Origin of the sequence: Kineococcus sp. NBC_00420 (assembly GCF_036021035.1) — a bacterium.
Lineage (GTDB): Bacteria > Actinomycetota > Actinomycetes > Actinomycetales > Kineococcaceae > Kineococcus.
Genome location: NZ_CP107930.1, coordinates 5396070 through 5421068, shown reverse-complemented (window position 1 = coordinate 5421068; position 24999 = coordinate 5396070). Strand labels below are relative to the sequence as shown.

The following is a 24999-nucleotide window of genomic DNA, read 5'->3' as shown; positions in this document are numbered from 1 at the left end:
CCTTTGGGCGGCCGAGCCTACCGATGAGCCCTTTCCATCCTGCTGACCAGCGGGGTTGCGGACGGCTCGAGCAGAGCCCCTGGTAGGACGGGGATTGTCGAGGTCGTCCGCACCACCAGGGGCTCCACATGCTGTCCTACCCGTCCGGCCTGCCCGTGTCCACCCGCGCCCTGAGCCGTCTCGCCGAGGCGCTGCGAGCTCACCGTGAGCGGATCGGTTCACGCTGGCGCCGACTGTCCCCGGGCCGTCAATCGCTGCTGGTACTGGCCCACCTGCGCAAGGGTGAACGCTAGGCAGACCTGTCCGCCGGCTTCAAGATCGGCATCGCCACCGTGCACCGGTATGTGCATGAGGCCCTGGCCGTCCTGGCCGCGATGGCACCGACCTTGCAACAGGCGCTGATCACGGCCGCGGCCAAGGCCTACGTCGTCCTGGACGGCACGCTGGTGCGCATCGACCGCGTCGCGATGGCCAGCAGGGGTGACCGCGTCTACTACTCCGGCAAACACAAGGCTCACGGCCTCAACGTGCAGACCCTCGCCGACCCGGCCGGATGCCTGATCTGGGCCTCCCCGCCGCTGCCGGGTTCACGTCACGACATCGGCGCCGCCCGCGAGCATGGCCTGCTCAAGGCGCTGGCCAGTATCGGGGTGCAGGTGTTGGTCGACCGCGGTTACCAGGGCGCCGGCCGGGAGTGCCCCGGGGTGCGGGTGCCACAGCGTTCACGACGCAAGGACCGTGCCACCAACAAACTGCGGCCCCTGTCGGAGAACCAGCGTGCGGTCAACCGCTCTCACGCTGCCCTGCGGGCACCGGGTGAGCGGGCCAACGCGCAGTTGAGAACTGGCGGGTCTTGCGCAAGGTCCGCTTCAGCCCGTCACGGGCGAGCATGCTCGTGGCCGCGGTGCAGACCCTCATCCTCGCTGGCTGACCCAGGATGGAAAAGGCTCAGTGGGTCTCGGACGGACGCCGTCTCCGACGAGGCCCTACTGACAAAAGCTCAGTGATCCGTGCAGCAGACCCCTGTGGCCACTACTTGAGGTGGAAGGTTGTATCGAAGGCACTGCCGAAGAGCCACCGAGCGCTGCTCTTCTTGTGTGCATCCGCTGTCACAGCGGTCAGCGCGGCCAGGTGATAGCGGTGCTGATGGTGGTGATGGCGATGAGGATGCCGATGACGGACCAACGGACGTAGCAGTGCTTGCGCCAGTTGGCTCTGCTCATGGTGGTCAGTTGACGAGTGAGCATGCTCAACTGCTTGTCGGCGTTGAGATTGCCTAGGCAAGCGGCAAGGACGGCAGGATCGAGGTGGCGCAGGTGGCCAAAGTAGATGAAGTTGTCCGCGGCTTCCTGCTTGTGGGTGCGTGCGCGGCCCAAGCTGGGCATGACGGCGAGGGCGGCGAGGACGATGGCGACGGTGAGGCAAGCAGTACCGATCCAGGTACTGATCTGACGCCACCCATGGAGGCTAATTAGCAAGCCGTCCTGGGCTGAACCGGCTAGGACCGCGGCCAGCAGCCCGCCCTCGAGGGCAAGCAGGATGGAGGCCTTGGCGTCGACCTTGCCGGTCCACGCTTCTTGAGCAGTGTGAACTTGCCAGCCAAAAACGACGCCGAGGGATGGATCAGCCGGCGTTACCGGGGTCGGGGTCGGGGTCGGTAGAGGCGCCGGGGGGCGACGTCGGAGTAAGTTCCACAGCATTCTTAGCCATCACAATCTGGTGAAGTTCCTGCCATACGGTGTTCTTGCGCTGGTGGGCAGCGGCACGGAGTGCTTGAAACCATTGCCGGTGGCAGTCGGCGAGCTTGCGCCTCCCGCCGCACGGGCACGGCATCCGTGGGAATGGCGGTGAATCTAGCGCTAGCGCGAAGCGCGCCACTTGGGACGTGGTGAGGCCGTCGACGTGCTGACGGACCCATTCGCGGTAGCCCTCATCGCCGTGTCCCCACTCCTGTCCCGGCCAGTGGGGCGTGATATCCCGGGCGATGCGGTCCTCGCAGGTAATCTGCAGAGTGATGAACTCCCGGATGCGCTCCAGATGACGGGCCAGGCCGTCGGGTTGGTCGAAGTCGCGGGGGTCGGTGTGAGGAAGCCACATGCAGAACCGGCCGTCGCCTTCCACGTGACGGTCGGCGTCGCGGGGGAAGCGTCCCGCCGGGTCGTAGGTCTCAGGACTGAGAAAGGGATTGATTCCTTTCTCAGTGCTGGCGTAGCAGATCAGCACCTCGAAGGGCTCGCTGCGGCCGGCGCCCAGGGGTACCGCGATCGCGCCGATGATTTGGGCGGTCGCGACCCCTTCGTCGAGTACCAATTGCAGTCTGGGCTCGTGTTTGGCCAGGTACTGCTCGTGCTGAGCGAAGCGGCGGCGGGCGTCGGAGCGCAGCGTGCCTGCCGCTGGCCGTGCTGACATCCTCAGCGGACCCAAGGACGCAGCGGGGTGCTCGCGACGGGACGTGAAGGGCGGGCAAAATTGGATGAGGTGCTGGCAACCGTGACTTCTTCCTCCTGCTGGGCTACCCGCTCAGCACGCTCGAGGACGTCCAACGTGAGCCCGTCGGCGATGTACGTGCTCTGTGCAGCGGTACCCCTCGAGGAGCCGTCCCGCTGCGTGAAGTACAACTGCAACCAACCTGGCAGCAGGTCGTAGACGACCGCGCTGATTCCGGTCTGGGTGCCGTCGAGGGCTTGCTGGATGCGGGCGGCCTCTGCGACGGATGGACCCAGGGCCACGACGTCACGCTTTCCATGCTCGCCGAGCTTGGACAGCAAGACCGGTCCGGCGGCCACCCCAATGGCCAGCGGCTTGGCCGCCTTCGCCCCGACTACCTGTGGCATGACCTGGGTAGCCACCGAGTGCAACGCAGCGGCGATCCTGACTGCGCTCAGCGCAGCCTGGACTTCGTGGTCGAAGGGCAGGTAGGTGAGGGCCTGCATGCGGTCGCCTTGATACTGCACCCGCAGGGCGTCGTAGCCGACGACGGCCGTCTCTCGCATTTCGTGGCGCAGGGTGTGGAAGGCGCGGACGGCGGCGATGAGGTCTTCGTCCTGGCTGGTTGCCTCGTCGATGTAGGCGGTGAAGCCGTCGATGTCGGCGAAGAGGGACACCGCGGGCAACCGCTTGCTGTTAGACAATCCGAGGGCGGTCTTGTCGATCTTGACTGTGGGCTTCTTGATGGTGGCGCAGCCGGCGGGGTGCTTGCTGACGGCTTCTTCCAGACGACTGCGGGACTGTGCGGCGCTCCAGGTCCAGCCGTAGGTGGCGCACAAGTCTTCGAGTTGGTCCAGGGTCACCTGGACCTCGTAGATGGCGGGGTCGTCGGTGGTCCTGACGTGGGTGGCCACGTCCTCGGGCAGCAGGGCGGCGGCCTCGGCAGCGATGCGGATGCCCTGCTTCAGCATCTTGGCGGCGTAGTTGGCCGGCGCCCCCAGGAAGAGCAGCTCGCGGTCACCGCCCACGCCGTTCTTGGTAGCGATGACCTCGCCGAAGTCGATACCGGCAGCACTGTCCCAGGCAGCTTCGCCCGTGAGCCCGAAGACGTCGTTGAAGATGCTGCTGCTGTAGGCGATCGCTGCGGCGGCAGCGACAGCAGTGGCGACCATGACGGCGTCGTCGTTGACCGGTCGGTAGGACAGGGCGTGCAGGCGCGGGCCCTGAAAGTGGACCTTGACCGCGTCGAAGTCGATCTCGAGGATGCGGGTGACTTCTCGGGCGTACAGGTGCAGCCGGCGGAGCATGTCCTCATCGGTGCCCTCTTCGGGTTCGCCCAGCAGACCTTCGAAGCAGGGGACGTCGACGTACAGGTGCGCTCCGCGCACTCGGCGAGGCTTGGTGAGGCTGATGGCCTCGAAGTCGGTCTGGCGCGTCACCGTGCTCACGGTGACGTCGGCGGTGTCCTGGTAGGTCTTGCGTGCACGTTGCAGAGAGTCGTCGTAGGTCCAGCCCATGTCGGTGCCCCTGTCTCGTGCTCAGGCCGACACGACCTGGCACGTCTTCGCTGTGTCTACCGGCACTGTCCGGCCGAGCGAGTAGTCTTTACCCGTTGGGTCCATGAGATCGTACCACTACGTTCCGTTTACCAGTGAGGTAAAGAGTGCTGCTCGCCTGGCCTGATGCACAGCTAAGACGGAGGTGCGCTACCGGCACCTCTTGGCAGAAGTGCAGCAGCCAGCAGCAGGCCGCCGCTCAGGACTTACTGATCACGGTGTGCGAGGCACCCACGTTGAGAGACCTGCTGATGTTCCGCAGTGTTCACGTGACTCTCATGGTCACCGGAGGACTTGGCTTAGCGATGGAGGAGGTCGACATGCACGTACGTCTGCTTACCGGGATTGGACAACCGCTGGCCTTGACCAGGCCGGCCTCGCTCCTTGACCACGGGGAGGTACAAGCCATGATCGTTGACGACGTCATCATCGCGGGCCAGTCACTCTCTCGGACAGCGAGCTGGGGCGATGTCTGAGATGAGTACCTACATCGCGGAGGAGATGCAGCTGGACTGGGCACCCACCCCTGGGCGCATGCTGCAACGCGAATTGGAAGCCCAGCACCTCAGCCAGGCCCAGCTCTCTGTGCGCACCGGCTTGAGCACCAAGCACATCAATCTGGTAATCAAAGGCCGTGCACCCTTGTCGCCTGAAGTAGCCGTCACCCTAGAGCAGGTCCTGGGCGGCACCGCGAGCACCTGGCTCGGCATTGAGGCCCGGTACCGCGCCCGTCTGGCGCAGGAGGAGCATCACGCAGCGCTAGCGGCTCACGTTCAGTGGGCAGCTGCGTTCCCACGCCAGCCACTTATTGAGCGCAGAGTCATTGACGCTGAGGATGACCCGGTCGAGGTGGTGAGCAAGTTGCTCAGCTTCTTCAAGGTTGCGTCTCCCGATGCGTTCAGTAAGACATGGCTCGAGCCGCAAGCCTCTTATAAGCGCAGCCAGCGTCACTCGGTGGACCCACACCTGACAGCTATATGGCTTCGATTGGCGGAAGCCCAGGCGGAAAATTTAATAGGTAGTGCTCCAGCCTTTAACGCGGCCAAGTTGCGCGAAACAGCGACGCAGCTACCGGTGCTGACGCGCGAGACAATCTCTACTGGTTTTCGACGCGCCCAGGAACTGCTACTTGCGTGCGGAGTGGTACTTGTCTTCGTTCCCGAGATGAAGAGCACTCGCATTAGTGGGGTCTCGCGCTGGGTGGCTGGGCACCCGATCATCGCCGTAACAAGCCGCTATAAATATTTTGACAGCTTCTGGTTCACGTTGTTCCATGAGATCGCCCACGTCTTGTTGCACCCAAGACGCGCTACCTATATCGACTACACAAGCGGGCGTGCGGATGATGATGGCGATGATCAAGAGACAGCCGCTAACGACTTTGCGGCGCGGACTTTGCTGCCAGTCCCTCGCACAGCAGTCGTAGAGGCCAAGACACCTGAGGCGGTACGGCAACTGGCTGATCAAGTGGGGGTTTCAGTTGGTGTGGTTGCAGGGCAGCGAGCTTTTATGACCAAGGAATGGGGGGGCACGATCGCTAAGCTGCGTTTGCGTGGTGACCTTGAAGACGAACTCAGCGAGTCCCGGGATGATCGAGCGCGCTGGTATGCGGAGGAGGGTCCAGGCCGGCTGCGGACGGCGCAGGAAGAAGCTGCCTTGAGGGCCGAATACGAGGCGTTCATCGTAGACCTGCCAGATCATCCAAAGGCGTGAGCAGCGAAATCAACTGGTCGTGGGCAACAGATTCGGACAACGAAGAGATCCATGGATTTCGCTGTACGAATTCAGCGGCACCAGCACCACGCTGGCAGGTTGTGGTTGAAGACTTCTTGACGCTGACACCGGTGGACGCGGACAAACTTCTCGTCGGTCGTGACTCCTTAGGAATCGCGGCGCTGGTGCGCTGGAATGCTGAGTCTTTGGAGTTCCCACTCTTGCGCGCATACGCGGTGGCGTGGCGACGACAGGGGGAACGACCCAGCGTGGCGCGGCAGGCCCTATCCCAAATGCTTGTCAGCATACATGCTGACGCGCAATTTGCGGGCCTCCCGGCCATCTTTGTTGAAGCAAGGATTGACGTCGACAACGACAGGAGCCGCTGGGCTTGCCTGAATGCTGGCTTCGTTCAGCACGGGTTAGTAGAATCAGGCGTGGAACGGTGGATGTATCGGGCTCGAACGTGACCGCGCACGCGTACCTCACCTCGGTAGATCACTGTGGAGGAACGTCATCACCACCGTATGACACGGGATAAGGGGCAGCGAATCCCGCCTGTCGCTGGTGGCCGCGGACCTGCGGCGGGCACTGAGCTCTTCTCAGTAGCGGCGTGACGGTCACGGATCGTCACGTCGTGCGGTCGTGCTCGAGGTGCAGGACGACCATGACGGCGGCGGCGATCACCCCGATGCGCCGGGGGCAGAGGGTCACCTTCTGCAGGGCCCGGTAGTTCTTCAGCCAGGCGTTGCCCTGCTCCGCGCGGGCACGGATGTGGGCGTGAACGAGGTTGAACTGCCGCTCGTCGTCGGTGAGTTCCCGATCCTTGAGGGTTTTGTGCGGACAGGTGAGGAGGCGTCGTTCGCCTTCATAGCCCAGGTCGGCGAGGACCTTGTGGCCGGCGACAGTGAACTCCTCCAACGCGGAAAGCAGGTCGTGATGGTCTCTGGCGCAGCTGGTGTCGTGCTCGCGACCGGGACGGACCGGCGACACCCAGAGCGGCCACCCGTCAGGAGCGGTGAGCACTTGGACGTTGCCGCCGTGGCGGTGGTGCTTGCCTGACCACCAGAGATCAACTCGCTGACGGTGACGTCCCTTGGTCGTGGTGCTCGGGCCGGGGACACCGACGCGGTTGGTGGTGATGAGGGTGCCATCGAGGTTGACGTGGGTGTGGCCGGCGGCGTGCGCGGCGAGCAGCGCCGGGCGCAGGCGCGGGGCCTGTGCGGCGAGGACGTCGAGGCCTTCATGGAGGTAGCGGTAGCAGGTTGACACCCCGATCCCGTTGTCCCGGGCCAGGTTCACGGTCCGGGTCGCATCCAGTAGGAAGCGGCAGATCAGGATCGCGTGGGCGAAGACGCCGAGAGCCCGGCGTCCGGTCCGGGTGCCTAGGTGGAGGCGATGTCTTTGCAGGAGAGTCGCGATGTGCTGGACAGTGGCCCGGGAAGTGGGCAGCGCAGCGGTGTAGGTGACAAGATCAGGCACGGTGGAGCTCCGGTGGCGCAGGTTGCTGTGAGAAGCCCTCCGTCTACCGGAGTTCCACCCCTACCCACCGCACTTGGTGATCTTGGGCGTGTCGAGCTGCACCGCACCGTCGTCACCGAACGTGACCGTCACGCCGCTACTGAGAAAAGCTCACTGTCACGACAGGGTGGCGCCACGCAGGGACCCGATCAGGTGACGGTGGATCCAGTACCTGCTCGCAGGATCCGAGAGGGCAGAGAAAGTTCGGCCTCTGCCCTGCATCGAGGTCGCTACGCGATGGAAAGAACCAGCCGACGTGCCTGCACAGCCACCCCGATCTCGGGCAGGGTCGTTCGAGGGTGCCTCCGAAGGCGACCGCCAGACCCGGGATAGCTCGAGTCTTCCGGTGGCCCGCTCGGCCAGCGAGCGGATCCCGCAGTGGGCGATGGACGAAGCCGTCGGTCGGCCCCGCACCACGTCCTGGCCGAGGGCCACGTCCTGGCAGAGGAACACAGCACCCGCCACCCGTGGCGCCCACCCGGCCCTGGGCGCGAACGGGGGCCGCCGCGGCCGGCGTGGTCATCTGAGGGCTCGGGGTCGGCGGCGGCACGCAACGTCCTGATCGGTATCCTCGTCGCGACGGTTGTCGCCGGCGCCGGGTGGGTCCAGACCACCGGATTCTGGAGCCCCGTTGGCATCGGCAGCATCCCCGGCACCGCGGGCACGACAGGTGTCCCCTCCCCCGGCCACGAAGCCAGCCCCGACCCCCTGGGGACCCCCGCCCCGGTGGCGCTCACCAGCCCCGCCTGGGCTCCCCTGCAGACCCAGACCGACGCCCAGGTACCGGTGACGTGGGATCCGTGCCGCCCCATTCACTACGTCACCCGCCCCGATGGTGCACCCGCCGGCGCGCAGGTACTGCTGCAGCAGGCACTGGTCCGGGCCAGCACCGCCACCGGCCTGCAGTTCATCGACGACGGCGCCACCACCGAAGAGACCTCCCCCACCCGCGAGGCGTTCCAACCCCAGCGCTACGGGGACCGGTGGGCGCCGGTGCTCATCACCTACAACACCACCACCGAAGTCCCCGATCTGGCGGCCAGCGTCATCGCCCAAGCCGGGCCCGCCACCGTCACCACTACCGTCCCCAGCCCGTGGTCGGCTGTGACCGGGCGAGTAGGCGCCTCGGTGGACGTCTACGTCAGCGGAGTCATCCAGATCGACGCCGCCGAGGTCGCCACCGTCCTGTCCCATCCTGGTGGCCAGGAGATGGTCCGGGCCGTCTTCGAACACGAGGTGGGTCACCTCCTCGGGCTGGCCCACGTCGATGACCCGACCCAGCTGATGTACCCCCAGGCCGGCACCCTCACCGACTACGCAGCCGGTGACCTCACCGGCCTGGCCGCCCTCGGCACCGGTGCGTGCACACCCACCCTCTGACCCGCCGCCCGCCGCCGGCCGCCGCAGTAGCCCTCGGCGCATCACCGGTTCTCGACGCGCCGCCCGGCGACACCACAGGCCCGTCGTCCAGCACTTCACCGTCGCCCGCATCGCCGAGGCATTGAGCGTGTCCTAGAACTGCGCAAACGACGCCGTGCTGGCCGAAGGCCGCCGGGTCCTGATCGCCGACCGAACCGCCTCGACGGCGTCAGCGCGATCGGCGTGGACGAGCACGTCTGGCGCCACACCCGCCATGGCGACAAGTGCGTCACCGTCATCGTTGACCTCACCCCGATCCGTTGCGGTACAGGCCTTGCTCGACTACTGGACATGATGCAAGACCGATCCAAGGACGTGTTCGCGACGTGGTTGGCGGGCCGTCCCCAGGACTGGCGAGACGCCGTCGAAGTCGTCGCGATGGATAAGTTCACCGGCTTCAAGAACGCAGCAGCGCAGGAACTTCCTGAGGCGGTGGCGGTGATGGATCCCTTCCACGTCGTCCGTCTCGCCGGGCAAGCCGTCGACGACGTCCGCCGACGTCGACAGCAGGAACTGCATGGCCACCGCGGCCGCAAAGACGATCCGCTTTATCGCGCACGCCGGGTCCTGCACACCGGCGCCACCCTGCTGACGGCCCGTCAACGCACCCGCCTCGAAGCACTGTTCACCGCCGGTCCCCGGGCGGCTGACCACGTCGAGGTCGAGGCGACCTGGGCGGTCTCACAGCGGATGATCGCTGCTTACCGCCACCCCGACCGCGCAGCGGGGAAGATCACGATGACCGAACTGACCCACTCCCTGCAGAGCAAGATCCCCGCCGTCCTGGTCGAGATTCGTCGACTGGGTCAAACACTGAGCCTGCGCGCTGCGGACGTCTTGGCCTACTTCGATCGGCCCGGCACCAGCAACGGTCCGACCGAGGCCATCAACGGCCGGCTCGAGCACCTGCGTGGCTCCGCTCTGGGGTTCCGCAACCTGGCCAACTACATCGCTCGATCCCTACTCGAGACCGGCGGGTTCAGGCTCCGGCTACACCCTGGATCGCGAAGAGCCGGCTTAGGCCGCCATCAGGATCCTCAGGATCGTAAGTGAGAGCTTTGCGTTTCCGCCCGCCTCGCCTTCCATCCGAGCGGTTATGCCAGCCTCGCGCCATGGATCCGGAGAGCCACCTATTTGTTGACAAGATGAGTAACGAGCCGGTTGAGCTGGCTCGCTAGTTCCCCCACCTCAGCTACATCAGCTCGCCAAGTCGCCGATTCATCGCCACTGACAAGATCCATGACCTGCACATAAAGAAGATTAGAATCCCAAAGAATTACTCGAGATGCTTCTTTGCCTGAGTCCAGGTCGATCCATGCTGAATCATCACCGCCTCCTTGAGTGCCAACAGTCGCGGAAATGCCCAAGGCGTCAAGTCTCGGACCCTCTTTTTCAAGCCAGGAGACAAGTTTCTGTTGACTACTCATCGGATCTTCGAGGCCACCCATTCGATGTTTTTTGCCAGCGGGAAGCTAGGCAACGGCTCCCCCCTCTTGCTGGCAAGTCTACCTGCGAGGGAGTTGGGGCCTGCAATCTGCGCCCACCCCTCTTTCCCTGCTGCACGGAGGCTCTGGACAGGCACATCGAACTCTACATAGCGAGTACCGGCTGCGGCTTGCTTCAGGTAGGACATGACATCCGCCGGGGAGGCAACGAAAGTTGTTCCACCCGCGCCCTCTTGGACCATTCCGGTGCGGAGCATCGCTTCGTGTTCGACTTCGCTCATCCACCTTCCCACCCGGGCTACCGAGTTAGCCTCTCTGGCTGCATTAAGGAGCTGCAGCTCGGTCTCGCCGGTAATGAGGCCAGCAGCGAATCCCAACCCGCCGCCAACCTTGTAAGCAAGGGAGCAGGGATTGACGGTGTCGAAGTCGTTAGTGTCGCCATTGAGTTCGTAGTTGATGAGCCGGCGGATCTGCTTCGTGCCACCAAAGGTGACGGTGTCGCCAAATCCAGCAGCCAAGGAAGAGACAGTATCCCATCCGAAAAGGCCGAGGGGGTCAACGCCGTTGATAGGGTCGGCATTCGCGTAAGCATAGGCTTGCAGTGTCGCGACTACTGCTGGGTCGATGGAAATGAACTGGGCGGTGGCAGGGTCGTAGTACCGGTTGATGAGGTAGACGAACCCGGTCTCACTGTCGGTGTAACCGCCGGTGAAACGCAGCGGAGTGCTGACGGTACCGGTGCTCGCAATCAGGGAACCGTAGGCGTTGTAGGCGTACGTTGCGCTGATCGCGCCCGCGGAGTTGATGAGGGCTCGGGTGCTACTTCGCTGGTCGTGGAAGAAGTAGTTGATCTCCCCCGTGCTGCTGATCTGTGCCAGTGCCGCCCCGTCGGGGCCGTAGAGGTAGGACGCGGTGCCGTCGGTGAGCAGCTGCGGGACCGTCGTGCTGGGGTCGTAGACGAAGCTCGAGGTACCGGCGGAGGTGGTCTTGGCCACTCGCAGCCCAGCGCCGTTGTAGGCGTAGGAGGCGAGGGTGTCGGGGCCCAGCGCGGAGGTCGCAGCTCCCGTCGCGGGGGTGGCCTTGAGGTCACGCTGAGCCGCTTGTGGCGCGGACAGAGTGGCGGTCTTGGAGTAGGTAAACTGATTGGCCGTCGCGGTGGCACTGGTGCCACCAGCGGTTGTGACGGTCACGTTGACCGCACCGGCGGTGCCGGCGGCGGTGACCGCGGTGATGGAGGTCGCGGAGTTCACCGTGAACGACTTCGCCGCGATGGTTCCGAACTTCACCGCCGTGGCGCCGCTCAGGTTGGTCCCGGTGAGGGTGACGCTCGTGCCGCCGGCAGTGGTTCCGCTGGTCGGGGACAGCTTGGTCACCGTGGGGGCTGCGGTGAAGGTGAACTTGTCGGCGGTGCTGGTGGCGCTGGTGCCAGTGGCGGTGGTGACGGTGAGGTCGACGGTTCCGGCGGTGCCGGCCGGGGCGACGGCGGTGATCTGCGTCGCGGAGTTCACCGTGAACGATTTCGCCGCGACGGTGCCGAACTTGACCGCGCTCGCGCCGGTGAGGTTGGTGCCGGTGATGACGACACTGGACCCGCCGGCGACCGGCCCGGCGGGCGGGGTGATCGCGGTGATGGCCGGAGCCGGGGCGGTGTAGGTGAACTTGTCCGCGGTGGAGGTGGCACTGGTGCCGCCGGGAGTGGTGACGGTGACGTCCACTGCGCCGGCAGCTGCGGCGGGCGCAACGGCGGTGAGGGTGGTTGCGGAGGTGACCGTGACCTGGGTCGCCGCGATCGACCCGAACTTTACCGCGCTCGCACCGGTGAGGTTGGTGCCGGTGACGGTCACTGTGGTGCCGCCGCTGGTGGTGCCGGTGGCCGGGGTCAGCTTGGTGACGGTGGGGGCCGCGGCGTAGGTGAACTTGCTCGCCGCCGACGTCGTGCTGGTCCCGGCGGGGGTGGTGACGGTGATGTCGACCGTTGCCGCGCTTCCCGCGGCGCTGACCGCGGTGATGGAGGTCGCGGAGTTCACCGTGAACGACTTCGCCGCGACGGTCCCGAACTTCACCGCGGTAGCGCCGGTGAAGTTGATTCCCGTGAGGGTGACGCTGGTCCCACCGGCGACCGGGCCTGCGGTCGGGGAGATGGTGGTGATGCTCGGTGCGGTGGTCTTGAAGGTGAACTTGCTGGCGGTGGTGGCTGTGCTGGTGCCGCCGGCGGCGGTGATGGCCAGGTCCACGGTGCCGGCACCGCCGGAGGGGACGGTGGTGGTGATGGAGGTGTTGCTGTAGGAGCCGCTGGCGCCGAGAGTGCCGAACTTGATGGCGGACAGGCCGACGAAGTCGGTGCCGGTGATGGTGACGGTGTCCCCGGCGGTCGCGGTGGTCGGGGAGATGCTGGTGATGGTGGGGGCTGCGGCGTAGACGTAGGCGTTGGCTACGGCGTTTGGGCTGGTGCCACCGGTGGGGGTGGTGACGGTGACGTTGACCGTGCTGGTGGTGCTGGTGCCGCTGGCCGGGATGGTCGCGGTGATGGAGGTGTCGGAGACGACCTTGACGTTGGTGGCGGCGACGGTTCCGAACTTCACCGCGGTGGCGCCGGTGAGGTTGGTGCCGGTGAGGGTGATGCTCGTGCCACCGGCCAGCGGGCCGGCCTGGGAGCTGAGCTTGGTGACGGTGGGGACGCCGGTGTAGGTGAACTGGTCGCCGCTGCTGGTGGCGCTGGCGCCGCCGGTGGCGGTGGTGACGACGACGTCGACGGTGCCCGATCCGGGGGGCGCGTTGGCTTGGATGCTGGTGTCGGAGATGACGCTGAAGGACGTCGCGTCCTGGGTGCCGAACTTCACGCCGGTGGTGCCGGTGAAGTTGGTGCCGGTGAGGGTGACGGTGGTGCCACCGACCCCCGGCCCCGATGCCGGGGCGATGGCGGTGACGGTGGGGACACCGGTGTAGGTGAACTTCGTCGCGGTGCTGGTGGTGCTGGTGCCGCCGATGGTGGTGATGACGACGTCGACGCTGCCGCGTCCGGCGGGGACGGTGAAGGTGATGGTGGTGGGGCTGTAGCGGGCGTTGACGCCCTTGCCGCCGACCTTCACCGACTGCAGGCCGGTGAAGTCGGTGCCGGTGACCGTGACCAGCGTGCCGCCGACCCCTGGGCCGGATGCGGGGTCGAGGGAGGTGATGACGGGCGCGGCGAGGTAGGTGAACTGTCCAGGGCTGCCCGCGGTGTTGGTACCGCGGGTGGGGCTGGTCACGGCGATGTCCACGGTCAGGGTAGTGGTGCTGGTCGTGGCGGGGACGGTGACGGTGAGGGAGGTGTCGGAGTTGACCTTGAAGGACGTCGCGGGTTTGCCGCCGACACTGACCGCGTTCACGTCGGCGAAGTGGGTGCCGGTGAGGGTGGTGACGCTTCCCCCGGCCAGCGGGCCGAGGTTGGCGTCGACCTTGGTGATGCTCGGCGCCTCAAGGTAGGCGTAGCTGCTGAGCGTACTGCTGAGGCTGGTCCCGCCGGTGGCGGTGGAGACGCTGACGTCGACCGCGCCGACCTGGACCCCGGCGGGCACGGTGACACTCAGCGTGGTCGCCGACTTCACCGTGAAGGACGTCGCATCCAGGCCGCCGAAGCGCACCGCGGTGGTACCCGAGAGGTGAGTGCCGCTCACGGTGATGGTGTTGCCCCCGGCCAGCGGGCCGGCGGTGACATCGAGTTTGGTGACGGTAGGCGCAGCGGTAACGCTGGTCAGGCGACCGGCCTGGTCGTAGCCGTAGCTGGTGCCCGCGGCAGCGCCGTTGGCGTCGGTGCTCCACGCCGCGGTGCGCTGTCCAAGCGCGTCGTAGCCGAAGGTCGTGCTCGCTCCGGTCGCGCTGGTGGTTCCGGCCGCGGCCAGGGTGCGGGCGGTGGTGGTAGTCAGCTGACCGTTGTCGTTGAAGGTCTGACTCGCCCCGGCCAGGTTGGTCGGGTTGTTGACCGCGTCGTAGCCGAACGAGGCGCTGCCGTTGGGCGAGGCGGCTGCGGTGGTGTTCACACCGGTGAGGCGGTTCTGGGTGTCGTAGCTGTAGTCCAGGGTTCCGGCGGTGGCACCGGTTCCGGATTCGCGGGTGGTCAGACCGGAGGCGTCGCGGGTCTGGGCGATTCCGGCCAGCGTGGTGCCGGAGGAGTTGGTCAGAGTGGAGGAGCTGAGACGGGCCAAGGTGTCGTAGGCGTTGGCGACCTGAACCCCGTTGGGGTAGGTGGTGGCGGTCAGGTCCCCGTCGGCGTCGTAGGTGAAGGTGGTGCGCCGCTTGGCCCAGTCGGTGATCGCGGCCACGCGTCCGCCGTTGTCGTAGTCACGGGTGATGGCCTGACCGTTGGGGTAGGTCAACGACGTGGTGCGCCCGATCGCGTCGTAGCCGTACTTGATGACGTTGCCGGCGCCGTCGGTGATGCTCACCGGGCGCCCGGTGACGTCGTAGGTGTAGGTGTAGGTGCTGGTGCCGGTGCCGTCGGTCATGGAGGTGCGACGGGCGTCGGCGTCGTAGGTGTAGGACACCGCCGGGGTGCCCGGGTCGCTGTAGGTGACCCCGGTCAGCAGACCGGTGTCGGCGTCGTAGGAGTTCTTCGTGGCCCGTCCGGCCTCATCCGTGCTTTCCACGATGTTGCCGCTCGCGTCGTAGCGACTGGTGCTGCTCTTGCCGTCCGGGGTGATCGTGGTGACCACCCGCCCGAGCAGGTCCACACCGGTGAGAGTGGTTTTGCCGCGGGCATCGGTGGTGGTGTTGCACCAGGACACGGTGGCCGGGCAGGTGTTAGCCGCGGTGGCGACGGTGCCGGCCGAGCCGACGACACCTCCGGAGGCCAGGTCGTAGCCGTAGCTCGTGGTACTCGCCGTGCCGCCGGTAGCGCTTCCTGCGCCGGCGCTGGCGCCGCGGGTCAGGGTCAGCAGCCGGTTGTCGGCGTCGAAGGTGCGGATGGTCTTGGTGCCGTTGGCGGCGGTCGTGGTGAGGGGGTTGCCGACCGCGTCGTAGGTGGTGCTGGTGGTGTGCCCGAGCGCGTCGGTGATGTCGGTGATACGGCCCAAGGCGTCGTAGCGGGTGCGGGTCGTGGCCGGATCGGTGTTGGAGCCGGTGGTGGCGTCGTTGTTACTCGTGGCGCAGCGGTGCCCGGCGGCGGTCTGCACGGCGGTACTGGCACAGATCTGCTACCCGACGATGTCGAAACCCCAGGTGCGGGTCGCAGTGCTGCCGGGAATGTCGCTGGTGGTGGCGATGACCTCGCCGGTAGCGGCGTAGGTGTTGCGCACCGAGTGCCCGGTCGCGTCGGTAACCTTGGTGATGTCCTCGGGATGGGCGGTGTCGCCGTGTTCGTAGGTGGACACCGCACCAGCAGCGTCGGTGGCACTGAGCAGGCGTCCGGCGGCGTCGTAGCTGCTCTTGGTCACCGCGCCCAGCGGGCTGGTGGTGCTGGTCTGGCGGTCGTTGGCGTCGTAGGTGAAGGCGACGGTGTTCTCGCCCGGGTCGGTGGTGGAGGTGAGGTTGCCGCGCGCGTCGTAGGTGTGGGTGGTGACCCGGCCCAGCGCGTCGACCTGGCTGGTCATACCCAGCGTGGTGGGGTCGTAGCTGAAGGAGGTGCTGACCTGAAGGTCGGTGTCGGTGGCACGGGTCAGGCGCACCAGCTGCATGTTCTTGTAGACGTGGGTGGTGACGTCACCGTGCGGGCCCCACACCTTGTTGGTGGCTCCGGCATCGGTGGCGGGGTCGCCGTTGTACTCCCACGTCGTCTTCTGCTTGGCCGGGCTGACCTGCTCAACAACACGGTTGCGGGTGTCGTAGACATTGGTGGTAACCCCGCCGTTGGGGTCGGTCATCGAGGTGATCAGGTGGCTGGAGTTGTAGCCGTAGCCCCACACTCCCCCGGCGGCGTCGGTGACCTTGGCGAGGTTGCCGTCCTCGTCGTAGCCGTACTTCGTCACCCGTCCTGCCGGGTCGGTGACCGAGGTGATGACGGTGCCGGCAACGGTGGCCCCGACGTTGTTGACGGAGTCGGTGTAGCCGAAGACGAGGGAGCGACCGGTGGGGTCGCTGACCTTGCTCAACCGGCCCGCGTCGTCGTAGCCGAGGACGGTCTTATAGCCGTCGACGGTACCCTGCTGGGTGAGGCGGCCGTTGCGGTCAAAGGTCCACGACTGCTGCGAAGGGCGGCGGGTGAAGGTGAACGAGCCGTCCGGGTTCTCCACTAGGCTTGCCCGGACCCTACTCGGTGCGGTGTAGGTCCCGTCGGCCTGGCGGGTGAAGGTGACGGTCGACCCGTTCTCCTGGTTGACCCACACCGTGCGCTGGGTCTGCGTTTCCCCACCGCCGACGGCAACGCCGTCCAGCAGCTGCGCCGCACCATTCTTGGCGCCCTGCACCTGAGCCCCCGCATCACCGGCTCCACCACCAGCGTTGGCAGCGGCCTGACCGCCAGCGTCGGCAGCGGCCTGACCGCCCAGGTCACCGCCTTCGACAGGGACGTCGTAGATGTCCAGGGACATATTGTAGGAGTCCTGCCATCCCCAACCGAGGCGACCGGGGGTGTAGTTCGAGGCGCTGTCGTAGGTGCGCGCGAAGGCCAGCGGAACCCCGCGGCCCGGGACAGCAGCATCGACGTCAGTTTCGAAGAAGTACCCGGTGGCGCAGTTCACCGGGTCAGCCGCACCACACGTCGTGGTGTGTTCGGAGGGGTTGGGGGCTGAGCCCTGCTCGGCGACGGTGGGGGCGTTGGCGCTGTTAGGGGTGGTGTTGCCACCGATCGGGGAACCGGGGTAGCCGAGGAAGGAGACGTTGTCCACGGCGAAGCCGGCGTCTTCGCTCGAGGTGGCACCGACGGTGAAGGATGCGGTCCCGGGCTGGTTCACGGTGACGGTGACGATGCCGGTCTGCTGGATCGCTGAGGACTCCAGCACAGCGCCGCTGGCTGAGTAGGCCGTCACCGTGGTACTGCCGGGGTTGTTGATGTAGCCGACGTCGACGCTGAAGGAATCCACCGTGCGGGCAACACCACGCGGGGTGACGAAGCGGCCAGAGACCGACCCTTGGAACTGGGGGCTACCCGAGAGCACCGGGCTGGACGGGTTGGCGCCATCTGCAGTGATGAACGGGGCAGCCCCGCCGAAGGAGACACCGAGCGGGGTGTACTGACTGGCGACCGAGGTCCCCATGGACAACTCGGAGAAGGTCACCGTCACGGGCTGGGTCGTTGTACTGCTGGACTTCAACTGAACTTTTGAAGATGTCTTCGACGATTGAGTGCTGACACCGGATAGCTTCGACGTCGGGGCACCCAAGGTGACCGCTGAACGCTTCTTCGGTGCGTCGGCGCCACCGGAGCTGACGGCGACGTCGGGGGCCGGGGTGACCTTGGGACGCTGCGGCGACGTCAGGTCAGTACCGCCGGCGCCATCTGCATCTTGCGTGCCGGACTTTGTTGCAGCCGTCTTCGTGGTGGAGGCGGCCCGCGGGCTCGGCAGTGCGGAGGCAGGCTGGGCGAAAGACACTGCGGTACTCAGCAACGCCACCACGGCGATACCGGACGCAGTGCCTGCACGACGGAGGCGCTTACCCATGACGAAACTCCCAGCAACGAGCAACGGACCCCACCAGCGATACAGCACAGCGAGGAGCGGGCAACGCCGCCAGGTATGTAGTGAGTCAACCTGCGCACTGCACGCACAGTGACCATAACGTCACCTGGGAACTCGGGGGGAAGGTTCTGCGTCCTCATGGGGGAGGTTCACTCCCCCGCACGTGGCCGTAGTTCGAAGTAGCCAATCACCTGTCCCTCGACGGAACTAGTTTCATGGTCCTAAGGAGCTACCTCGGCGGGCTGGCATCCGGAAGCGACACCTTGTTCTCAGCGGGCTCGCGCCGGCTGCATCCTCGGCTAGGACACTGATGTGCGTCGAGCTCTCTCCCCGAGAGAGAGAACGACCGAACTGCACTTGCCCCAGGTCCAAGTCTGAGGCCGGGCCGCCTACCGCAGAACGAGCCACAGCAGCGGCCTGCCCGGCAGCCATCGCACGCGTAGTACGTGTAGTACGCGAGCGCCTTCTCCCCCGCCCGCCCCCTGACACTCAATCGCTCCACCCGGTTCACCCGGTTCACCCGGTTCACCCGGTTCACCACCGTCATCGAGTGTTCCGACCGTCGGTGGCCGCCAGCGGCCGCGGCCGCGATCCGCGCCACCCACCGCGCCCCCTCGGCCGCTACGTGTGGGGCCGGTGTGCTCCACGCTGGCATCCGGATGCGCGCCCATCCGGGCCACATCCCGCCGAGCCACATCCCGCCGAGCCACATCCCGCCGAGCCCAGCCTTCGCTGTAGCAGTGCTACTTCAGATCGTCGGGGAGCAAGACGCCGTACCGATCGTGTGCCGCACTAGTCCTGTGTCGTACTGGCCGTACTGGTCGTAGTGGTCGTATCAGGTGACCCCACCTCAAGAGCTTGCCTCCTCACACCGATCCCACACGGTGGCCCGCAAGCGAACGAGTAGGAAGCAACCGACCAACATCGGCGATGACGCTGTCAAGATCGTCCTCGCCGCCGTCCTGATCTTCGGCGGCGTCCTCCGCTCATGGCTGGAGATCTGGTGGCCTCTACTCGCTCTAGCCGGTGCCGTCACCGTCGTGCTGTTCATTTGGCGGGTGTTGGTGCTACGCCGGCGAACCCGTGACCGCGCCGCTCGACAAGCCCGCCTCGATCAGCAGGTCGCCACTACCGATGGGTTGAGTGGCGGCGACTTCGAGCATCTCGTAGCCCGCCTACTGCGCCGCGACGGCTGGCGTCAGGTCACCGTTTCCGGGGGCTCCGGTGACCTCGGAGCCGATATCACCGCTCGCCACCCCAAGGACGGATCGCTGCTGGTGGTGCAGTGCAAGCGCTACACCGACCGCGCGATCGGCTCCCCCGACCTGCAGCGCTTCCTCGGCCCGCACCTGGACGACTTTGACGCGTCCCGCCGGAGGCGCTGACCTGTCTGGCGCCGGTGTCTGGGCCGGGGACAGCCTCCTTGTCTTCGGCGGCGTGGACAGTGCTCGCCACGATCGGGTCTCCACCGTCTGGCGCTTTCACCCCCAGTCCTGACGACGGGCGGTGTGGTTTCAGAGAGTGCCCCCGCGAAACGCGCGATCATCCGCGGTGCACTCGATCTCGCTGGCGACTCGCGACCTCACGGTCGTGACTCGCGACCTCACGGTCGTGACTCGCGACCTCACGGTCGTGACTCGCGACCTCACGGTCGTGACGAAGACCGGATGGAGACCATGGTGGTGGATCAGCCGCGTAACCCTGATGACCGCGCCACCGTCGTCTTTCCTCAGCGCTGATGATCTGCCCTCAGACTTGCCGGGTAGCGACGTCGTCGAAGTGCAAAACCAACGCAAGCACCGCAGCTACAGCAGCCAGCACCGTGGCCAGGACGAACCCGACCTGCCCCCCGCTGGTATCAGCGACCCGACCAGCTACCGCAGTCGCAGCCGACGTCGCGCCCAGCCCGGCAGCCGTCACGGTCGTGAACCCACCCAACAGCTCCGCTCGTGGAAGCAGCTCATCTACCACCGCGTAACAGGTCACCGCCACCGGCCCCGAGCAAGCACCCACGACCACCAACCCCACCAACAGGCCAGCCGTGTCAGCGATCAGAGCGGTCGCGGACACCGCCGCCACCAACACGATCAGCAGGACCCGCAGCCGTCGCACCGGCGAGCCGCGACGCCGCCGCAAAGCCAGGACGATCGTTCCACTAAGGCTGCCGATCGTCAGCGCCGCAGCACACCACGGCACCAGCCACGCCCGGCCCGTCACCTGGCAAGCCGCGATCGCCGCGACCTGCACGCTGCCCAGCGCCCCGGCCTGGACCGCGCTCACCCACACCACTCGGCGAAGGCCCACCATCTGCAGCGGCCCCATCCACCCACCGCGTCGACCCTTACGCCTGAGGCTCCTCCAACTCCCCCTCCTCCCTCTCTTCCTCGGCGCCGACGTTCCCCGCACGGGTGCCCCGGTGGCCGCCGACGCACCCAGCCTCAGCGGCGGGGTTGGGGTAGGAGGTCGCCAGGCTGAGGCGATGTCGCTTCCGGTCAGCAACACGGTGCCGGCGCTGAAGCAGACACCCCAGACCAGGACGGACACCGCGGGAGATATCAGCGCGAGCAACCCGGCCAGAAGCAGTGGGCCGGTGACCACCGCGGCCTCGAAGACCGCTGAGGTCAAGGTCAGCCCCTGTTCACGCCGATCGGCGGCGCTGAAGGCCCACAGGCCACGCAGGCTGCCCGCGACGTGTGGTTCGCACCCACCAGCGCCTCCCGCCAGCAGGACCAACACCACCGTCGGTGCGTGCGCGTGGACAGCGCCCACCAACGCCACCAGCACTAACAGCTGAGCCACCGCCAGCGGACGCAGGACCCGCCGGGACCCCATCCGATCCAGCAACCGTCCCTGCATCACGATCCCGGCGGCTGTCCCCACGCCCAGGGCGGCGCTGACCAGGGTGGCGGTCTTGAGGCTGCCGGTGGACTGCTGCACCAACAACAGCACGGTCAGACCCAGCACCGCGATGGGGATCGAGGCCACCGCGGCACCGACAACTGCGCGCGGTGCACCAGGTAGTCGCAGCAGGTCGCGGTAGTCGAGCAGAACCTGAGAAGCGCGATGGAGTGCGCGGATGCGGGTGAGCACCGGTGCACCTTCCTGACGGGGCACCGGCACCCGATCGGGCACCGCGCACGAACCGCCCTCGAAGGGGGTGGCTCATGGCGCGGGAGCAGCCTAAGAAACTGGCGGCGTCCTGCCAAGAGGGCGCACTGACATCCGTCGCGGCGTCCCCGACCAGCCTCTGCCTACTTCGCGGTCATCCCGCGTTGTGGGCGCTGCCGCTGACGCCTGTCGAATTCACTCATCTGTCAATCTCCAGAAGGCTCTGCTGACCGGAACGGCGGCGACTGTGAAGACCGCGGCTACGACGGCGACACCGATGAGGGCACCCCGTAGCCCGACGTGCTCAGCGAGCAGACCCACGTAAGCCGGCCCCAACAAGAACCCCAGGTAAGCGGTGGTGGAAACCGCCGACGTCGCCCGCCCCCGATCGCCGGTCCGAACGTGACGCAGGCTGGTGCTGAGCAAGGTCGGGAACAACGTCGCAGTGCCGACAGCGGCGACGCCCAGCCCCACGAGCGCGACCACGACCGACGTCGAGGTCGCCACCACAAGACTGCCGGTGGCGGCGAGCACCCCACCCGTGAGCAACAGCGGTACGGGGTGGGTCCGCGACAGCGGCGCCAGCACCAGCCGGGCGAGCGCAGCGGCCGCCGCGAAGGCCGCCGGCGCCAGAGAAGCGGTCTGGGCTGAGGCGGTGAAAGTGTCGCTGAGGAAGACCGCTCCCCAGCTCTGGTGGGCGTTCTCGACGCCATAGGCCAGGGCACCGACCAGACCCACCACCACCAACGGGGTGAGGTGCAGGCGAGCGGATCGCGATCGACGATCCGCGGCCGGCGTCGAGTCAGTGGCCTGCTTCGGTTTAGTGGCGCTCTCCTGCGCCGTGGCGTTCCCCCAGGCGAGGGAGGACGGGCGAGCCCGGTTGAACCGGGTACCGGTCCAGATGAACGCGCACAGCAACGAGATCACGGCTGCAGCGACCCCGAACGTCCACGTCAGTGCCGATGCCGCTCCCACTCCGTCACCAGTTCCCGCCAGGGTGGAGAGGACCAAACCGCCGGTCAAACTCGCTGCGACCACCGCCAGGGAGAACACACCATGCGCACGCGTCAGGACCGGGCAGGCACTGTCGTGCTCCACCTGCCCACTGACGGTGTTGATGGCCACGTCCGCGGCGCCTGAGGTCGCGCCGACCAGCAACATCCCGACCACCAACGACGTCCAACTGCTCGCTCCGGAGGCCACGGCCAACCCCGCCACCGCCAGCGCGATCAGCAGCAGCGCGGCCAGGCGAGAGCCGAAGCGGTCCATCGCCCGTCCGGTGAGCAGCATCGCGGGCAAGGCGCCCACGCCGACGAACAGCAGTGCGGTGCCCAGTTCTCCCTGACTGACACCCGCCTGGTCCCTCAACGCCGGAAGTGCAGCGCCCCAGGTGCCCCAGAACACCCCGAAAGCGGTGAAGGCGGCGTAGGGGACGACGTACCGCACCCGTTCGGGAGGAAGGGTGCCTCCTGCTGGAGCGGACGCGGATCCCGCGGTGGACGGCGACATATTCGTAACGTTACACAGATAGGGTGCAGACGTGCCAGGACCCGTACGCCGCCCCACCGTCAAAGACGTCGCCGCCGAAGCCGGCGTCGCGGTGATGACGGTCTCCTACACCTTCAACCACCCCACCCGTGTGGCCGAGGCGACGCGGGCCAAGGTGCTGGAGGCGGCCCGTCGCCTGGGCTACCGCCGACCCGATGCGACCGCTCGGGCGCTGCGCTCCGGGCGCAACGGCCAGATCGGTGTCGTGGTCGGTGAGCACCTGTCCTACGCCTTCGAGGATCCGCAGGCCGCGCTGTTCCTGGCCGGTGTCGCCGACGTCTGCGTCGAGTCGGGAACGGGCATAGTCCTGATCCCCACCCACGGCGACCCCGCACCCGGTGGTGCTTCCACCTCACGCACCAGCACTCCCAGTGACATGGTCGAAGACGTCGAACGGGTCCTGGCTGCACCCGTCGACGGCTACGTCCTGTGGACCACCACCACCGACGACCCGGTCCTGGCCGCGATCGCCGACAGCGGACGACCGGCCGCCATCCAGGGCGGGCCGGCCCACCCCGGCATCACCCTCGTTGGTCTCGACGACCACGCCGCCGCGGCCGCAGTAGCGACCGCGCTGTTGACCACCGCACCTGCCGCGCCGTTCCCACCCGCCAAGACGTCCCCGCACGCCGTGGTCCCCGTCGTCCTCAGCTTCCCCCTCGACCACGACCGGCAACCCCAGGTGCTGCAGGGCCGGGACCTACCCCCAGACCTCAGCACCGTCCGGTTCCCGGTGACCGCGAACCGGCTGGCCGGGTACCGCCAGGCGCTGACCGCTCACGGCTACCGGTGGGAAGACACCCTGATCGCCGTCAGCGGACGCAACCGGCGCGTTGACGGACGGACCGCGGCCACAGCACTGCTGGACCGCGTGGACGATCGAGCGCCACTGCTGATCTTGGCCATGAGCGACGAGCTGGCTCTGGGCGCCTTGGACGTGCTCACCGCAGCCGGACGCACCGCTCGCCTGACCGGGTGGGACGCCACCCCCGCAGCCCAGGCCGCCGGGATCACTTCGGTGACCAACCCACTGCGAGAGCAAGGACGCCGCTGCGCACGAGCAGTTCTTCACGTTCCCGCCGATGACGCAGCCGATGACCCAGCCTGGGAGATCACGACTGCCTGACCGAGCTGGCCCGCCACCAACGCACGGTCATCCCGCGGTGTGCGCGGTCGCCAGCGGTCGGCGACTTCACTCACCGGATGGTCTGCAAACAGTCGCGGCACCGCCAACGGCAGGCCCCAGAACACACCTCAACCGAGGAGGAGCAGACTACTCGCAGTCCCCCACAGATCGGGCCGGCTCGATGAGCATCAACGCGAGCCTGACCACTTCGAGTAGTTCCTCACGGCTCGCTCCCAGTTCGGCGCGGGCCGACAGCCCCTGCCACAGCGTCTGTACCAAACCGGCCAACGCGACCGGATCCGTCACCGAGGCGAGGCCCTCCTCCTCGTCCACGGCCTGCTCGATGCAGGCCCGCAGCCGAGCCTCGTCGCCCAACTGCAAAGCCACGACGCAGGCGCGCACATCTAACAGGGGTCAGACCGTTGCACAACCACCCTTGACGAGTGGCCAAAGCCCCAGGCCCTCGCCTTGCTCTCGCTTCCTAGGGTTCCGCTGCGCGTAGGTAGGTCGAATACCTGAGATGCGGGCCGAGTTCCAACCGATCGGTGTCATGCCCGAGACCCGGACTCTTCACCAGGCAAGTTGCGTCCGTCGTCGGACCGGCATCAGCTGGATGGACGCCACTGCGCAAGTTGCTGCGTGGTACACAACACCCGGTGCGTGCGGGTCAGTACATGCTCGATTCCTGCGCCGTAGTCGATACCGAGCGCCACCGGGTCGTAGGGTTCAACCGTTCCCCTGGCCCGCATCGCGCGCGGATCGGGACCGAGTACCGCCCTCAGCAGCGACTGGGTGTAGGGATGCACGGGGTCGCGAAAGACCTCTTCTGTAGTACCCGTTTCTACCAGGTGCCCCTTGTGTAGGACTCCAATGCGGTGGCTGAGATGCTGCACCATTGCTAAGTCGTGTGCGATGAAGACGTATGCCGTCCCCAAATCTCGCTGCAGCTCGCCCATGAGGTTGACGACCTGCGCCTGAATCGACACGTCGAGCGCACTGACGCATTCGTCGGCGATGACCAGCTCTGGTCGGACGACGAGCGCACGGGCGATCCCGATTCGCTGGCGCTGTCCGCCGGAAAACTGGTGCGGAAACCGGTCGGCGTGCTCAGCACTCAGACCGACGCGGCCGAGCATCTCGACGACGGACCTGCGCACGTCGGTGCGCCCCGCGGCACGCAACCCCTCGGCAACGATGTCGCCGACCCGCTTGCGGGGGTTCAAGCTCGACGTCGGGTTCTGAAAGATCATCTGCGCCGTAGAGCGCAGGTGCGTCGCGGTGGGCCGGTCCAGCCTGCCGCTGACCATCCGACCAGCTAGCAGGACGTCTCCGGAAGTAGGCTCGTTGAGTCGCACGAGACAGCGCCCGATCGTCGACTTCCCTGAGCCACTCTCGCCTACCAGACCGTAGGTCTCGCCCGCGGCAACTTCGAAGGAGACACCAGCGACGGCCGTCACGGTCCCGCGTCGAGGCGTCCGAAACTCTTGCCGCAGGGAGGCGACCTCCAACAACGCGCTCACAGCACCACCCCAGTTCGTTTCACG

16 protein-coding genes and 2 pseudogenes are annotated in these 24999 nt (G+C 66.8%); 7 read left to right on the top strand and 11 right to left on the bottom strand.

Annotated elements, in window-relative coordinates; translation table 11 throughout:
• The first annotated feature begins 128 nt into the window (after positions 1-128).
• A pseudogene (locus OG218_RS26395) lies at positions 129-931 on the top strand (transposase family protein).
• Positions 932-1118: 187 nt separating this feature from the next.
• Here OG218_RS26395 and OG218_RS26390 read toward each other — a convergent pair.
• The 3 genes from OG218_RS26390 to OG218_RS26380 are packed head-to-tail and all read right to left on the bottom strand — an operon-like array spanning position 1119 to position 3944.
• Positions 1119-1700, bottom strand: a complete 582-nt coding sequence (locus OG218_RS26390) for a Pycsar system effector family protein (protein WP_328296191.1) — start codon at positions 1698-1700, stop codon at positions 1119-1121.
• The gene (locus OG218_RS26385; RefSeq protein ID WP_328296190.1) at positions 1624-2409 is read right to left on the bottom strand and encodes a hypothetical protein; all 786 of its coding nucleotides are present in this window, start codon (positions 2407-2409) and stop codon (positions 1624-1626) included. Before OG218_RS26385 ends, OG218_RS26390 begins: the two co-directional genes overlap by 77 nt.
• Before the next feature lie 2 nt (positions 2410-2411).
• A complete protein-coding gene (locus OG218_RS26380) occupies positions 2412-3944 on the bottom strand; it encodes an adenylate/guanylate cyclase domain-containing protein (protein ID WP_328296189.1) in 1533 nt (510 codons plus the stop codon).
• 516 nt (positions 3945-4460) lie between these two features.
• Here OG218_RS26380 and OG218_RS26375 point away from each other — a divergent pair.
• Both OG218_RS26375 and OG218_RS26370 read left to right on the top strand, forming a co-directional pair.
• Positions 4461-5696, top strand: coding sequence for an ImmA/IrrE family metallo-endopeptidase (locus tag OG218_RS26375; RefSeq protein WP_328296188.1), 1236 nt, complete (start codon positions 4461-4463; stop codon positions 5694-5696).
• A complete protein-coding gene (locus OG218_RS26370; protein WP_328296187.1) occupies positions 5693-6166 on the top strand; it encodes a hypothetical protein in 474 nt (157 codons plus the stop codon). The genes OG218_RS26375 and OG218_RS26370 overlap by 4 nt, the downstream gene beginning before the upstream one ends.
• Positions 6167-6326: 160 nt before the next feature.
• Here the strand turns inward: OG218_RS26370 and OG218_RS26365 are convergent, their stop codons facing one another.
• Positions 6327-7178 (bottom strand): HARBI1 family protein, encoded by an 852-nt coding sequence (locus OG218_RS26365; protein WP_328291459.1) that lies wholly within the window; start codon positions 7176-7178, stop codon positions 6327-6329.
• A gap of 765 nt (positions 7179-7943) precedes the next feature.
• Here OG218_RS26365 and OG218_RS26360 point away from each other — a divergent pair.
• Both OG218_RS26360 and OG218_RS26355 read left to right on the top strand, forming a co-directional pair.
• A complete protein-coding gene (locus OG218_RS26360) occupies positions 7944-8597 on the top strand; it encodes a matrixin family metalloprotease (RefSeq protein WP_328296186.1) in 654 nt (217 codons plus the stop codon).
• A gap of 82 nt (positions 8598-8679) precedes the next feature.
• Positions 8680-9689, top strand: a pseudogene (locus OG218_RS26355) (ISL3 family transposase); the annotation flags it as partial.
• 77 nt (positions 9690-9766) lie between these two features.
• Here OG218_RS26355 and OG218_RS26755 read toward each other — a convergent pair.
• The 3 genes from OG218_RS26755 to OG218_RS26345 are packed head-to-tail and all read right to left on the bottom strand — an operon-like array spanning position 9767 to position 17076.
• A complete protein-coding gene (locus OG218_RS26755) occupies positions 9767-10063 on the bottom strand; it encodes an immunity protein TriTu family protein (RefSeq protein WP_442906567.1) in 297 nt (98 codons plus the stop codon).
• Entirely contained in the window at positions 10060-15231 is a 5172-nt protein-coding gene (locus tag OG218_RS26350) for an IPT/TIG domain-containing protein (protein ID WP_328296185.1), read from the bottom strand. Before OG218_RS26350 ends, OG218_RS26755 begins: the two co-directional genes overlap by 4 nt.
• A gap of 21 nt (positions 15232-15252) precedes the next feature.
• Complete coding sequence (locus OG218_RS26345; protein WP_328296184.1) at positions 15253-17076, bottom strand: DUF6531 domain-containing protein; 1824 nt, start codon at positions 17074-17076, stop codon at positions 15253-15255.
• A gap of 1481 nt (positions 17077-18557) precedes the next feature.
• On the opposite strand from OG218_RS26345, the gene OG218_RS26340 reads away from it, so the two are divergent.
• Entirely contained in the window at positions 18558-19058 is a 501-nt protein-coding gene (locus OG218_RS26340) for a restriction endonuclease (RefSeq protein ID WP_328296183.1), read from the top strand.
• A 364-nt stretch (positions 19059-19422) separates the two neighbouring features.
• Here OG218_RS26340 and OG218_RS26335 read toward each other — a convergent pair whose 3' ends face one another.
• Complete coding sequence (locus tag OG218_RS26335; RefSeq protein WP_328296182.1) at positions 19423-20763, bottom strand: MFS transporter; 1341 nt, start codon at positions 20761-20763, stop codon at positions 19423-19425.
• 213 nt (positions 20764-20976) lie between these two features.
• Positions 20977-22227, bottom strand: coding sequence for an MFS transporter (locus OG218_RS26330; RefSeq protein WP_328296181.1), 1251 nt, complete (start codon positions 22225-22227; stop codon positions 20977-20979).
• Positions 22228-22321: 94 nt separating this feature from the next.
• Between OG218_RS26330 and OG218_RS26325 the strand changes: the two genes are divergently transcribed.
• Positions 22322-23455 (top strand): LacI family DNA-binding transcriptional regulator, encoded by a 1134-nt coding sequence (locus tag OG218_RS26325; RefSeq protein ID WP_328296180.1) that lies wholly within the window; start codon positions 22322-22324, stop codon positions 23453-23455.
• A 147-nt stretch (positions 23456-23602) separates the two neighbouring features.
• On the opposite strand, the gene OG218_RS26320 is transcribed toward OG218_RS26325, so the two are convergent.
• Together OG218_RS26320 and OG218_RS26315 are read right to left on the bottom strand one after the other, a co-directional pair.
• Positions 23603-23842, bottom strand: a complete 240-nt coding sequence (locus OG218_RS26320) for a hypothetical protein (RefSeq protein ID WP_328296179.1) — start codon at positions 23840-23842, stop codon at positions 23603-23605.
• Between the two features lie 218 nt (positions 23843-24060).
• Positions 24061-24975 carry an ATP-binding cassette domain-containing protein gene (locus OG218_RS26315; protein WP_442906432.1) on the bottom strand — a complete coding sequence of 305 codons (915 nt, stop codon included), beginning with the start codon at positions 24973-24975 and terminating at the stop codon, positions 24061-24063.
• Between the last annotated feature and the right edge of the window lie 24 nt (positions 24976-24999).